The organism is Pseudoflavonifractor sp. MSJ-37 (assembly GCF_018917965.1).
Lineage (GTDB): Bacteria > Bacillota > Clostridia > Oscillospirales > Oscillospiraceae > Pseudoflavonifractor_A.
Genome location: NZ_JAHLPP010000005.1, coordinates 100,596 through 114,900 on the forward strand (window position 1 = coordinate 100,596; position 14,305 = coordinate 114,900).

General features: G+C 66.5%; 8 protein-coding genes. 5 read left to right on the forward strand and 3 right to left on the reverse strand.

What is annotated here, in order from left to right; translation table 11 throughout:
- Positions 1-30 precede the first annotated feature (30 nt).
- The 3 genes from KQI12_RS10295 to KQI12_RS10305 are packed head-to-tail and all read right to left on the reverse strand — an operon-like array spanning position 31 to position 3,508.
- Positions 31-1,401, reverse strand: a complete 1,371-nt coding sequence (locus KQI12_RS10295) for an aldehyde dehydrogenase (protein WP_216573103.1) — start codon at positions 1,399-1,401, stop codon at positions 31-33.
- Positions 1,392-2,456, reverse strand: a complete 1,065-nt coding sequence (mutY, locus tag KQI12_RS10300; RefSeq protein WP_216573105.1) for an A/G-specific adenine glycosylase — start codon at positions 2,454-2,456, stop codon at positions 1,392-1,394. Before mutY ends, KQI12_RS10295 begins: the two co-directional genes overlap by 10 nt.
- 41 nt (positions 2,457-2,497) lie before the next feature.
- A complete protein-coding gene (locus tag KQI12_RS10305; RefSeq protein WP_253290999.1) occupies positions 2,498-3,508 on the reverse strand; it encodes an RluA family pseudouridine synthase in 1,011 nt (336 codons plus the stop codon).
- Between the two features lie 103 nt (positions 3,509-3,611).
- On the opposite strand from KQI12_RS10305, the gene hemW reads away from it, so the two are divergent.
- The 5 genes from hemW (at position 3,612) to KQI12_RS10330 (ending at position 14,290) form a co-directional block, all read left to right on the forward strand.
- Positions 3,612-4,844 carry a radical SAM family heme chaperone HemW gene (gene hemW / locus KQI12_RS10310; RefSeq protein ID WP_216573107.1) on the forward strand — a complete coding sequence of 411 codons (1,233 nt, stop codon included), beginning with the start codon at positions 3,612-3,614 and terminating at the stop codon, positions 4,842-4,844.
- A gap of 183 nt (positions 4,845-5,027) precedes the next feature.
- Complete coding sequence (locus tag KQI12_RS12715) at positions 5,028-8,102, forward strand: phosphodiester glycosidase family protein (protein ID WP_216573109.1); 3,075 nt, start codon at positions 5,028-5,030, stop codon at positions 8,100-8,102.
- 140 nt (positions 8,103-8,242) lie between these two features.
- Positions 8,243-9,118 (forward strand): 4Fe-4S cluster-binding domain-containing protein, encoded by an 876-nt coding sequence (locus KQI12_RS10320; protein WP_216573111.1) that lies wholly within the window; start codon positions 8,243-8,245, stop codon positions 9,116-9,118.
- A 61-nt stretch (positions 9,119-9,179) separates the two neighbouring features.
- Entirely contained in the window at positions 9,180-10,601 is a 1,422-nt protein-coding gene (locus tag KQI12_RS10325) for an MATE family efflux transporter (protein ID WP_216573113.1), read from the forward strand.
- A gap of 254 nt (positions 10,602-10,855) precedes the next feature.
- Positions 10,856-14,290: a pyruvate carboxylase gene (locus tag KQI12_RS10330; protein ID WP_216573115.1), complete on the forward strand. Its 3,435-nt coding sequence runs from the start codon at positions 10,856-10,858 to the stop codon at positions 14,288-14,290.
- Positions 14,291-14,305: the final 15 nt, after the last annotated feature.

Below are 14,305 nucleotides of genomic sequence, written 5' to 3' on the forward strand. Positions count from 1 at the left end.
CGTTCTCTCTCCTCGTGTTCGGTATCGTGATCAGCCCATGAGCCGCTTCAGCAGGCCCAGCCCCTTCCCTCCGTGGGGCGGATAGCGGACGGGCACATCCGGCGGGAACTTCCGGTAGACCGACTTCTCATAGGAGAAGGTACGGAAGCCCGCCTCTCCGTGACAGCGGCCCATGCCGCTCTCTCCGGTACCCCCGAAGGGCAGGGCGCTGTTGGCCAGATGGATCACCGTGTCATTGACGCACCCTCCGCCGAAGGGGATCCGCTCCCGGACCTCCCGCATGAGGGCGCTGTCCTTGGTGAACAGATACAGCGCCAGGGGCCTGGGCTTCTGCTGGAGGCGGCCGATCAGCGCCTCCATGTCCCCGTCGTAGGTCAGCACCGGCAGGATCGGGCCGAAGATCTCCTCCCCCATCACCGGGTCGCCCTCGTCCACATCCACCAGCACCGTGGGGGCGATCTTGAGGCGTGACGCGTCCCGCCCGCCCCCCAGCGCGACGCGCCCGGAGGCCATCAGGCCCTCCAGCCGCCGGAAGTGCTTTTCGTTCACGATCCGGGGCAGGTCCGGGCTCTCCAGCGGCTGTTCTCCATAGAACTGCCGGATATACCGGCCCAGACGCTCCACGAAGTAGTCACGGGCCTCCTCCGGCACCCACACATGGTCCGGGGCCACGCAGGTCTGTCCGGCGTTCAGGCCCTTGCCCCACACGATCCGCCGGGCGGCCAGATCCATGTCCGCGTCCGGAGCCAGGATCGCCGGGGACTTGCCCCCCAGCTCCAAGGCCACGGGGGTCAGCCGCTCCGCCGCCGCGGCCATGACGGTCCGCCCCACCGCCGTGCTGCCGGTGAAGAAGAGGAAGTTGAACCGCTCCTTCAAAAGAGCGGTGTTCTCCGCCCGTCCCCCCTGGACGGCACAGACATAGTTGGACTCGAACACGTCGGCGATCAGGTCCGCCACCGCCTGTGACGATGCCGGGGCATAGGCCGACGGCTTCACCACGGCGGTACACCCCGCCGCCAGAGCGGAGATCAGCGGTACCAGCGTCAGCTGGACCGGATAGTTCCAGGGGGCCATGATCAAGGCCACGCCGTATGGCTCCCGGTATATCCGGCTGGAGCCGGGGGCCAGGGCCAGAGGCGTGCGGACCTTCCGGGGCCTGGCCCATCGCTCCAGATGCTCCCAGGCATCCTTCAGCTCGGAGCGGACCACCGCCAGCTCGGTCTCATAGGCCTCGAAGCGGGACTTGCCCAGATCCTGCTCCAGCGCCGCCAGCAGGGCGGCCTCGTGCCGGTCCAGGCCCTGTTTGAGCCGGTGGAGCATGGTCCTGCGGAAGGACACGCTTCGGGTATAGCCCAGATGGAAGAAGCTCCGCTGGGCGTCGATCTGGCTGGTCAGTTCCATAGAGACTCCTGTTCCCCCTCCAGTGCCCCTATCGCCAGGGGCAGGAAGGACTGGAATGCGTTGGGCACGGCGTAGGTCTCGGCCAGGGCGGCGCGGTCCGCCCACACCCAGCCCTCCGGCAGGACCTCGGTGTCCGTGTGGACCACCAAGCCCTCCATGCGCCACTCGATGTGGCTGAAGATATGCTTCCCGCTCCCTCCATGGTCCATGTGGAGGGGCGCGATGCCCCAGCGGTCCAGGGCTCCCCGGTCCCCCCGGAGCTCGTTGGGGAACTCCCACAGGCACGCCAGCAGACCTCTGGCCGCCCGGCGGCGGAGGGCGATCCGCCCCGCCCGGAGGATGAGATAGACCGTGCGCTCCTCGACCCGCCGTGCCTTCTTGGGCGCCTTCACCGGGATCTCGGCGGTCAGTCCCTCCCGGCAGGCGGTGCAGAAGTCCGCCGCCGGACACTGGGCGCACAGAGGCGCGCCGTTGGGGAGGCATACCAGAGCTCCCAGCTCCATGAGGGCCTGATCGTAGGCCCCGGGGAACTGCCTGGGCATGGTCTCCAGCAGGGCCTGCCGCATCCGGGCCTTGGTGTCGGGCTTCCCGATGTCCCCCCGGTCGCCGGTGATCCGGGCCACCACCCGGAGGACGTTGCCGTCCACCGCCGGCACCGGGATGCCGAAGGCGATGGCGGAGATGGCCCCGGCGGTATACTCTCCCACTCCAGACAGACTGAGGATGTCCTCATAGGTGTCGGGGAACCGCCCTCCGAAGCGGTCCATGATCTGGCCCGCCGCTTTTTTCAGGTTCCGGGCCCGGCTGTAATAGCCCAGCCCCTGCCAGAGCTTCATGAGCCGGTCGTCGTCCACCGCCGCCAGGTCGGCCACCGTGGGGAGGGCCTCCATGAACCGGCGGTAGTAGTCCAGCACCGCCGCCACCCGGGTCTGCTGGAGCATGATCTCCGAGACCCAGACGTGGTAGGGGGTGGGGTCGGACCGCCAGGGCAGGGTCCGGGCGTGCTCCTGGAACCATTGGAGCAGAGGGATGGGGAGCTGTTCGAGTTCGTTCACTGGGGACCTCCGTTTTCGGTGGGTGTCGTTCGTCTGCCATTCTACCATATACGCCCAGCCGCTTCAAGCGCCAGCGGACCGATCAGGGCGGCCATATCCGCCGGGAGCAGGCTGGTCCGGATGACGGGTGCTCCCGTCACCGGGTGGATCAGGGACAGACCGGCCGAGTGGAGGGCCGTCCGGCCGATCAGGGCCCTGTCCTCGGTGCCGTACAGGAAGTCCCCAGTGAGGGGACAGCCCAGCCACGCCATATGGACCCGGATCTGATGGGTCCGCCCGGTGTCCAGCTCCAGCCGGAGCAGGCTCCGGCCCTGATGCCGGCCCAGCACCTGATACCGGGTCCGGGCGGGCGCGCCGTCGGGACGCACCTCCCGGGCCAGGAGAGAGCCCTCCGCCCGGCCGATGGGGGCGTCCACCGTCCCCGCCTCCTCCGGCGGAACGCCGTCGCACACCGCCAGATAGATCCGCCGGAAGGCGGAGCTGTGGAGCTGCTCCTTCAGCCGCTCGTGGGCGTGGGCGTGCTTGGCCGCGCACATGAGGCCGGAGGTCCCCCGGTCCAGCCGATTCACCGGCCGAAATTTGACGGTCTGTCCGGTCTTTTTGTAATAATAGGTCAAAAGATTCCCGATCGTATCGTCGAAATGGCCCGGTCCCGGATGGACGGGCCTCCCGGCGGGCTTGTCCAGGAGCAGGAGGTCCCCGTCCTCATAGACGATGGGCAGGTCCCCCGGCGTAGGCGTGAGGCCGGTCTCCCCCTCCGTGTCCCCCACCAGCACGGAGAGGATCTGCCCCGCCGCCGCCCGGGCCGTCACATAGACCGGCACGCCGTCCAGCCGGATGCCGTCCTCCGCCCGCTTAACCCGCTTCACCGAGGTGCCGGACAGCCGGAGCGTCCGCCGGAGGAGCGTATCCACCGTCTGTCCATCCTGTTCCTCCTCCACTGTCAGCGTCAGCCGCCGGGGCTCTGTCCATCGCTCCATCACCATCCCCTCCTCCTTGTTTTGGGTCGATGTCACCAGCATATCACGCCGGGCCCGGATGTCAAGTTTCATGATAAAGGACGGAAAATCCCGCTCCCCCTATTTTCAATCTCGCCGGAAAGGACTATAATATCTTAGTTATAGAAACGCAAAACACAGCGATGAGGTGGACCTTATGCCCGGAAAGCTCGGTATCTACATCCATATCCCTTTCTGCCGCAGTAAATGCGATTACTGCGATTTCTACTCCCTGGCCGGCCGGGAGGGACGGATGGACGACTATCTCAAGGCGCTCCTGGTCCACATCCGGGAGACCGCCGCTCTGGCCCGCGGCTATCAGGTGGACACGGTCTACTTCGGCGGGGGCACTCCCAGCTATTTCGGGGAGAAACGTCTGCGGGCCATCCTCAGCGAGATCGGCCGCCGCTTCGATCTGTCCCGGGAGGCCGAGATCACCGTGGAGTGCAACCCGGACAGCGTGGACAAGAAGATGCTCAGCCGGCTCCGCCGGGCGGGGGTCGGCCGGATCTCTCTGGGCGTCCAGTCCTGCCGGGACGAGGATCTGGCCGATCTGCACCGCCCCCACGACTTCGCCCAGGCCAGGGCCGCCGTCCAGGCCGCCCGGGAGGCTAAGATCCGCAATGTGAGTCTGGACTTCATCTACGGCCTCCCCCATCAGGACATGGAGCGCTGGAAGGCCAACGTGGAGGCCGCCATCGCTCTGGAGCCGGAGCATCTCTCCTGCTACGGCCTGAAGGTGGAGGAGGGCACCCCTCTCTTCCGCCGGGTCGAACGGGGCGAGGCCATGCCCGATGACGACCAGCAGGCGGATATGTACCTCTGGATGGTAGACCGGCTGGCCCAGGCGGGCTATAAGCAGTACGAGATCTCCAACTTCGCCCGGCCCGGCTTCCAGTCCCGGCACAATCTGAAATACTGGATGGGCCGGCCCTACATCGGTCTCGGCCCCGGCGCGCACTCCGATTTCGGCGGGCGGCGCTACTCCTTCGTCCGGGACCTGGACGCTTATATCGACGGGATCCTCCACGGCGGGAACATCGTGGACGAGTCCGAGCTGATCCCCCAGCGGGAGCGGGGCGGCGAATATCTGATGCTCCGCCTCCGCACCACCCGGGGCATCGAGGAGTGGGAATACCGCCGGGAGTACTTCATGAACTTCGACCCCATCGAGCAGAAGCTGGAGGAATACGAGCACCACGGCTGGGCGGCCCGCCAGGACCGCCGGTGGTACTTCACCCCCACCGGCTTCCTGGTCTCCAACCAGCTCATCGGTGAGCTGCTGGAGATCCAGGAGAAGGCGGCGCTGGACACCCTCCTGCCCCGTCTCCGCCGCACCGCCCCCGGCGACCTCCATCATCAGGAGGATGGGCCCGGTGGAAAAAACTGAAAAAAACGGTCCTGTTTACATTGCGGGACGTTTATGTTAACATGAGCGAAAGCCGGCCGTCTGTCTCCCGCGTGAGCCCTCAGGCGGCCGGTCCTGTCTGCCCGGAGAGGGCAGGAGGATGTCATTTCTGAGATATGTGCCGGACCGTTCCGGCACATAGGCACCAAGGAGGTCTTTTTACATATGACGAAACGGATGAAGCGGGCGGCGGCCGCGTTCCTGGCCCTGACCATGCTGACCGGCACCGCCGCCTCGGCCTCGGACGCACTGGGCCACGATATCCACAGCGGCGGCGTGGGGCTGGCCCCCGGCACCGGCGTCGATTTCGATATCTTCTGGAGCGACACCTATTCCGACCTGCGCACCGAGAACTACCTCAGCTATGCCCCCAGCCGGGACGTGATCCCCACCATGGCCTACGGCTGGTACCTGACCAGCCGGGACACCCTCACCGGCATGGCCAAACGGCTGGAAGATCAGGGCAAGCGAGTGGTGGGCGGCATCAACGGTGGCTACTACTCCTTCTCCACCGGCGCCCCGGACGGGATCGTCATCTCCGACGGGGTCCTCCGCTCCGCCCCCTCGGCGGACAGCGCCTCCGGCAGCGGCGGCTGGTACTGGGGCATCGGCTTCCAGGAGGACGGTTCCGCCTTCATCGGCCAGCCCAAGATCTCGATCCGGGCTACCTTCCACGGCGCCGCCCACAGCGTCACCGGCGGTCTGAACAAGGTCCGGGGCGAGACCAACGGCTATGTCCTGCTGAACAGTGACTTCGCCACCACCACCCAGAACACCAGCCCCGGCGTGGACGTGATCCTCACCCCCGTCACCACCAACGTGGGCCAGACCGTGGCCCGGGAGGACGGGATCCAGCTCACCCAGTCTGACGCCCCTACGGTCATGGGCCGCATGAGCTTCACCGTGGACAAGGTACAGGACTCCAGCTCCGCCATCGCCATCCCGGCGGGCAAGTATGTCCTCACCGTCAACAACAAGAGCGGCGCCGCCTCCACCTCCGCCCTGAAGGCCCTCAGCCCCGGCGACACAGTAGACATCGACTTCACCTCTCCGGACAGCCGCTGGGCCGACGCGGTGGAGGCCACCGGCGCCCCCAGCCGTCTGGTGAAGGACGGCGCCGTGGACTCCGCCAGCTTCAGCGGCGACTCCAACGCCAAGACCCGCCGGGCCCGCACCGCCATCGGCATCAAGCCCGACGGCACCGTCCTTTTCTACACCATCGACGGCGAACAGTCCGGCTACAGCGTGGGCTGTACCCTCCAGCAGGTGGCCATGCGCCTGATCGAGCTGGGCTGTACTGAGGCCGTGGCCCTGGACGGCGGCGGCTCCACCACTCTGGGCGCTACCTATCCCGGCCAGAGCACCCTGGGGGTGGTCAACAAGCCATCCGGCGGGAGCCAGCGCTCCAACAGCACCGCCCTCTTCCTGACCACCACCCTCTCCGCCACCGGGACGCTGGGGTCCTACTATGTGAAGCCCAGCGACGCCATGGTCCTGTCCGGCAGCTCCGTCCAGCTCTCGGCCACGCCGCTGGACACCGCCTACTATCCCATGACCAGCTCTGAGCCGGTGGACTGGTATATCCAAAACGGAGACGGCATCGTCACTGCCGACGGTCTCTTCACCGCCGGGAGCGAGAGCGGCACCACTCAGGTCACCGCCGCCAGCGGCAAGGTATCCGGCACCACCACCATGACCGTGGTCAAGACCCCCCAGACCATCACCGTCAGCAATGCCGCCACCGGCAAGACCGTCACCAGCCTCGACGCCGCCCCCAAACAGCAGGTGGACCTGAAGGCCAGCGCCACCTACCGGAAGCTGGCCCTGGTCTCCCAGGACACCAGCTATACCTGGACCTGCACCCCAGCGGTGGGCACCATCGACCCCAACGGTGTGTTCACCGCCGCCAGCAGCGCCGCCTCCGGTTCCATCACCGTCAGCGCCGGCGGCAAGAGCATCTCCATCCCCGTCAGCATCGCCGGACACACCCGTGGACTGGAGAACTTCGAGGAGGGCGTGTCCGCCTTCTCCTCCACCAGCTCCGCCTCCCTCTCCGTGGAGACGGCCCAGAGCTATGTGAAATACGGCCGCCAGAGCGCCAGGCTCACCTATGATGTCTCCTCCGGCTCCGTCCGGGTGGACAGCGCCCTGGAGCTGGCCGACGGCGAGACCCAGCTCAGCCTGTGGGTGTACGGCGATCGGTCCGGTAACGTCCTCAGCGCCCAGTTCACCGGCAGCGACGGGGAGCAGAGCGTCCCCCTGACCGCTCTGGACTTCTCCGGCTGGAAGGCCGTCAGCGTCCCGATCCCCGCCGGGGCGTCCACCCTGTCCGGGATCGGCGTCACCGGAGGCGGCTCCACTCCCACCGGCACGGTGTGGCTGGATCAGCTCGCCACCGCCAACCAGCAGGTGACGGACACCACCGCTCCCACTGTGACGGTGAAGCGCTCCGGCACCCAGCTCACCGCCTCCGTCTCCGACAACTTGACCAAATATGTCCCCGCCTCCTATGTGACCGTCACTTATGACGGCAAGGCCATCGACAAGACCTGGAACGCCGGGACCGCTTCCCTCACCGCCACGCTCCCCGCCTCCGAGGGGAAGGCCCACCGGATCACCGTCACCGCCAGCGATGCCGCCGGCAACCTGGCCCGGTCCTCGGTGGACATCGCCCCCGACGCGGACTATGCCAACGTGTTCGCCGACATGGACGGCCACTGGGGTGCCAAGGCCGCCTCCTACCTCTACACCTCCGGCGTCACCTCCGGCACCGGCGAGGCGGGCTCTACCCTGACCTACGCCCCCGACCGGAACATCACCCGGGGCGAGTTCTTCGCCCTGACTGCCCGCTGGCTCGGGCTGGATCTGGACCAGTACGCCGGCACGGCCCTCCCCTTCGCCGACGCGGACCAGGCCCCTGCCTGGGCCCTGCCCGAGATCCGGGCCATGTACGCTCTGGGCATCCTCAGCGGCAGTGAGAGCGGCGGGAAGCTCTATCTGAACGCCGGGGCCAACATCAGCCGGGTGGAGGTCATGACCATCCTGGGCCGCACGCAGGCCAAGGGCTATCCCACCCCTGCCCTCACCGCCTCGGACGCCTCCAGCGTGCCCGCCTGGGCGGCGGACTATGTCCGCTCCCTGGTGGGGCAGGGCGTGGTCTCCGGCTACGGCGGGAAGATCTCTCCCAACAAGACCATCACCCGGGCTGAGGTGGCCGCCATGCTCTACGCGATGGACTGACCCCCCATCCCTCTTGGACGCCGGTCTCCCGGCCCTGTTTCGAGTGTCCCGCGACAGAGCCCTGAGGCCGGCGTCCTGCTATCTTTCCCATACGACTGCGCGGACCGGCTCCATGCCCGAAGTGCCAAGAGGTGTCTTTTATGATCTGTGAACAATGTCCCCGCCGGTGCCGGGCCCTGCGGACCGAGACCGAAGGGGAGGGCCTGTGCCGGATGCCCGCCCGGCCGGTGGTGGCCCGGGCCGCCCTCCATATGTGGGAGGAGCCGCCCCTCTCCGGCACCCGCGGGGCCGGGACCGTGTTCTTCTCCGGCTGTTCTCTGGGGTGCGTGTTCTGCCAGAACGACGCCATCAGCCATCAGGACTTCGGCAAAGCTGTCTCCGAGGAGCGGCTCCGGGCCATCTTCCTGGAGCTGATCGCCCAGGGGGCCCACAACATCGACCTGGTGGACCCCACCCACTTCGCCCATGTCCTGCGGCGGGTACTGGCCGAGCCCCTGCCCGTGCCGGTGATCTGGAACTCCGGCGGCTACGACCGGGTGGAGACCCTCCGCTCCATGGAGGGCCTGGTCCAGATCTACCTGCCCGACCTGAAATACAGCCGGTCCGAGACGGCGGAGCGCTACTCCGGCGCGGCGGACTATCCGGAGGCCGCCAAGGCCGCCATCCTGGAGATGTTTCGCCAGACCGGTCCCTGCGTCTACGGGCCGGACGGTCTGCTGGAGCGGGGCGTGATCGTCCGCCACCTCCTCCTCCCCGGCCGGCTGGCGGAGGCCAAGGAGGTCATGGACTGGATCTCCGAGCAGTTCCAGCCGGGGGAGGTCCTCTTCTCCCTCATGAGCCAGTACGTCCCCTGGGCCCGGGCTCAGGAGTTCCCGGAGATCGACCGGCGGGTCCGCCCCTCCGAGGCCCGGGCGGCGGCGGCCTATATGTCCGATCTGGGGCTGGAGGGCTTCGTCCAGGAGCCGGCCTCCGCTGAGAGCGCCTTCATCCCTGCCTTCGATCTGACCGGCGTTTGACCCCCGTTCCCGATAACGTTTCGTCATTTTCCCCGCGACTTCAACGAGGAGGAATGCGTTTATGCCCTCTGGACTTCTGGACCGCGAGCACCGGATGCGCACCATGTGGCAGCTCTCCTGGCCCGCCATCATCGAACAGCTCCTGGCTACCATGGTCAGCTATGCGGATACCGCTATGGTGGGCGCTCTGGGGGCGGAGGCCACCGCCGCCGTGTCGGTGAACGCCTCCTCCATCTGGCTCGTCAACGGCATCCTGGCCGGGGTGGGGGTGGGCTACTCCGTGCAGGTGTCCAACGCCATCGGCGCCCAGGATGACCACCGGGCCCGCCGGGTCATCCGGCAGGGGATCCTGGCCTCCGCCGTGTGCGGCCTCCTCTCTCTGGTGCTGTTCCAGCTCCTAGCGGGACATATCCCCGTCTGGCTGGGGGCGGAGGCCTCCGTGCGCCCTGCCGCCACCGCCTATCTGCGCTGCTACGCCCTTTGTCTGCCGTTCTGTGCCTCCAGCGCGATCTTCTCCGCCATCCTCCGGTGCATGGGCAACACCAAGACGCCGCTGGTCTTCAACTTCTCCGCCAATCTGATCAACCTGGTCTTCAACTTCCTCCTGATCTATGAGACCCGCACCGTCTCCCTGTTCGGGGCGGCTGTGACGGTGCCGGGGGCGGGGCTCGGGGTGGCCGGTGCGGCCATCGCCTCCGCCATCGCCTGGACCTTCGCCGGCATCATGCTCCTCTATATCGGCATCCATCAGGGAGACCGCTATCGGGTCCGGTTCCGGGAGGGCTTCCGGCCCGACGCCACCATCATCCGCAAGGCGGTGGAGCTGGGCGTCCCCTCCGCGCTGGAGCGGGCCACGATCAATCTGGGCCAGCTGGCCGTCACCGCTCTGGTGGCCTCCATCGGCACCGTGGCCCTGGCCGCCCATCAGATCGCCAACACCGCCGAGGGCCTGTGCTATCTCCCGGCCTACGGCATCTCCTACGCCAGCGTGGCCCTGGTGGGCCAGTCGGTGGGGGCACGGGACAGGGAGAGCGCCAGGGCCTATGGCTCTCTCACCGCCTGGACCGGGGCCGGGATGTGCGCCGTGCTGGCCGCTCTGCTCTATCTGGGCGCGCCCGCCCTGGCTGCCCTGTTCAACTCCGATGCCGCCGTAGTGGCCGAGTCCGCCCGGATGCTGCGGATCGTCTGCTTCGCCGAGCCACTGTTCGCCGTCTCCATCGTCCTGTCCAGCAACCTGCGGGGGGCCCACGACGTGGGCTATCCCATGATCGTCGGGCTGGTGTGTATGTGGGGCGTGCGGATCGTGCTGGCTCCCATCTTCGTCCACCGCTTCCATCTGGGGCTGGCAGGCGTCTGGACCGCCATGAGCATCGACCTGATGCTCCGGGGCGTGCTGTGCGCCCTGCGCTGGCACCGGGGCCGGTGGATCCATATCTCCGGCCTGGACCGGCCCCTCCCGGCGGAGGGGGAGTCCGAGTCTTAAGAGGACCCTGCAAGTCCCCCTTGTCAAGTCTGCCGAGGGGAGCGCAGAGCGCCCGCTGTTTTCCTGTCCCTTCCGCCAAAAATGCAATTTACAGCAAAAACGATTGCAAAATCAAAGCCCGTGTATTATAATCGGAATCACTTAGACCGCCGTTTTCAAGGCCCCTGCGGCTGTTTTCCTTCGTCGGGCGCTCCCGCCCCGCAGTTTTTCGCAGGGATCCCTTCATTTTAGTACGAGAAAGGACGGTATCTCCCATGGCTGGACATTCCTTCGACAAAGTGCTCGTGGCGAACCGCGGCGAGATCGCCATCCGCGTGTTCCGGGCCTGCTACGATCTTGGCCTCCACACGGTCGCGATCTACTCCAACGAGGACACCTACAGTCTCTTCCGCACCCGTGCGGACGAGGCCTATCTCATCGGCAAGAACAAGAGCCCTCTGGGCGCTTATCTGGACATCCCCGCCATCATCGACCTGGCCAAGCGGCGCCATGTGGACGCCATCCATCCCGGCTACGGCTTCCTGAGCGAGAACGCCGATTTCGCCAAGGCCTGTGAGGACGCGGGCATCGCCTTCATCGGTCCTTCCTCCAAGATCCTGGCCCAGATGGGCGACAAGCTCACCGCCAAGGCCATCGCCCACGCCTGCGGCGTGCCCACCATCCCCGGCTCCTCCGCCCCTCTGAAGGATGGAGACGAGGCGCTGGAGAAGGCCGTCTCCTACGGCTTCCCCGTGATCCTGAAGGCCGCCGGCGGCGGCGGCGGCCGCGGTATGCGCCGCTGTGACACGCCGGAGGAGGTCAAGCCCGCCTTCGAGCTGGTGAAGAGCGAGGCCAAGAAAGCCTTCGGCAACGAGGACATCTTCATCGAGAAGTATCTGGTGGAGCCCAAGCATATCGAGGTCCAGATCCTGGCCGACCAGTACGGCAACGTGGTCCATCTGGGCGAGCGTGACTGCTCTCTCCAGCGCCGCTATCAGAAGGTCGTGGAGTTCGCCCCCGCCTGGTCCGTGTCCGAAAAGACCCGCCAGGCCCTGTATGAGGACGCTGTGAAGGTGGCCAAGCACGTGGGCTACGTCTCCGCCGGCACCGTGGAGTTCCTGGTGGACAAGAACGGCGACCACTACTTCATCGAGATGAACCCCCGCATCCAGGTGGAACACACCGTCACCGAGATGGTCACCGGTGTGGACCTGGTCCGGGCCCAGATCCTGATCGCCGAGGGCCAGCCCCTCTCCGTGCCTGAGATCGGCATGGCCAAGCAGTCCGACCTGAAGATGGACGGCTTCGCGATCCAGTGCCGCGTCACCACCGAGGACCCGGCCAACAACTTTGCCCCCGACACCGGCAAGATCACCTCCTACCGCTCCAGCGGCGGCTTCGGCGTCCGTCTGGACGGCGGCAACGCCTACACCGGCGCGGTGATCTCCCCCTACTATGACTCCCTGCTGGTCAAGGTCACCTCCTGGGACCGGACCTTCGACGCCGTGTGCCGCAAGGCCCTCCGCGCCATCAGCGAGGAGCACGTCCGGGGCGTCAAGACCAACATCCCCTTCGTCACCAACATCCTGAACCACCCCACCTTCCGGGCCGGCAAGTGCCACACCAAGTTCATCGATGAGACGCCCGAGCTCTTCGAGCTGGAGAACAGCCGCGACCGCGCCACCAAGGTGCTCAAGTACATCGCCCAGATCCAGGTGGACGATCCCTCCGCCGAGCGGAAGCAGCTGGACATCCCCCGCTTCCCCGCCTTCGCGCACACGCCGCCCCAGACTACCGGCCTCAAGCAGCTTCTGGACCAGAAGGGGCCCGAGGCCGTGCGGGACTGGGTGCGGGATCAGAAGAAGCTCCTCATCACCGACACCACCATGCGGGATGCCCATCAGTCCCTCCTCTCCACCCGGGTGCGTACCCGCGATATGCTGAAGGGCGCCGAGGGCACCGCTGAGATCCTGAACGACTGCTTCTCTCTGGAGATGTGGGGCGGCGCCACCTTCGACGTGGCCTACCGCTTCCTGCACGAGTCCCCCTGGGAGCGGCTGGAGCTCCTGCGGGAGAAGATCCCCAACATCCCCTTCCAGATGCTCCTCCGGGGCGCCAACGCCGTGGGCTACACCAACTACCCCGACAATCTGATCCGCGCCTTCGTGAAGGAGGCCGCCAAGACCGGCATCGACGTGTTCCGCGTCTTCGACTCTCTGAACTGGATCCCCGGTATGGAGGTCGCCATGGACGAGGTGCTGAACCAGGGCAAGCTCTGTGAGGCCACCCTGTGCTACACCGGCGATATCCTGGATCCCAAGCGGGACAAGTACACTCTGGATTACTATGTGAAGATGGCCAAGGAACTGGAGCGCCGTGGCGCCCACCTGCTGTGCATCAAGGATATGTCCGGCCTGCTGAAGCCCTACGCGGCCAAGAAGCTGGTCACCGCCCTGAAGAACGAGGTGTCCCTGCCCATCCACCTGCACACCCACGACACCTCCGGCAACCAGGTGGCCGCCTATCTGATGGCCGCCGAGGCCGGCGTGGACATCGTGGACTGCGCCATCGACTCCATGTCCTCCATGACCAGCCAGCCCTCCCTGAACGCGGTGGTCTCCGCCCTCCAGGGCCAGGAGCGGGACACGGGCCTGGATCCCGTCAAGCTCCAGAGCCTCTCCGACTACTGGGCCGATGTGCGCCAGCGGTACAGCAAGTTCGAGGCCGGCATCAAGAACCCCTCCACCGACATCTACCGCTACGAGATGCCTGGCGGCCAGTACACTAACCTGAAGAGCCAGGTGGAGAGCCTGGGTCTGGGCAGCCAGTTCGAGGCCGTCAAGGAGATGTATGTCACCGTCAACCAGATGCTGGGCGATATCGTGAAGGTCACTCCCTCCTCCAAGATGGTGGGCGATCTGGCGATCTTCATGGTCCAGAACCATCTGACTCCCGACAACATCGTGGAGCGGGGCGAGGCCCTGACCTTCCCCGATTCCGTGGTGTCCTACTTCAAGGGCATGATGGGCCAGCCCGCCTGGGGCTTCCCCGAGGATCTGCAGAAGGTGGTCCTCAAGGGCGAGGAGCCCATCACCTGCCGTCCCGGTGAGCTTCTGGAGCCCATCGACTTCGAGAAGGCCCGGGAGGAGGTCTGCAAGTTCTATCCTGAGGCCTCCGACCGCTCCGTCATCTCCTGGTGCCTGTATCCCAAGGTGGTGGAGGAGTTCTGCCGCCACCGCAAGGAGTACGGCTACATCATGCGCATGGGCAGCCATGTGTTCTTCAACGGCATGGCCCTGGGCGAGACCAACAAGATCAACATCGAGGACGGCAAGACTCTGGTGATCAAGTACATCGGTCTGGGCGACATGAACGACGACGGCACCCGCAACGTGCAGTTCGAGCTCAACGGCATGCGCCGCGAGGTGGCCGTGCCCGACAAGAACGCCGTGGCCAGCGTCCATCACGTGACCATGGCGGATCCCTCCGACAAGAGCCAGATCGGCGCTTCCATCCCCGGCATGGTGTCCAAGGTCAGCGTCAAGCCCGGTGACACCGTGGAGGAGAACCAGGTGGTGGCCGTGATCGAGGCCATGAAGATGGAGACCAGCGTGGTGGCCCGCAAGGCCGGCACCGTGGATCAGGTCCTGATCCAGGAGGGCTCCTCCGTCAAGGCTGGCGAGCTCCTCATGACCATCAAGCTGAAATAAGCAGACCCCCGCAGG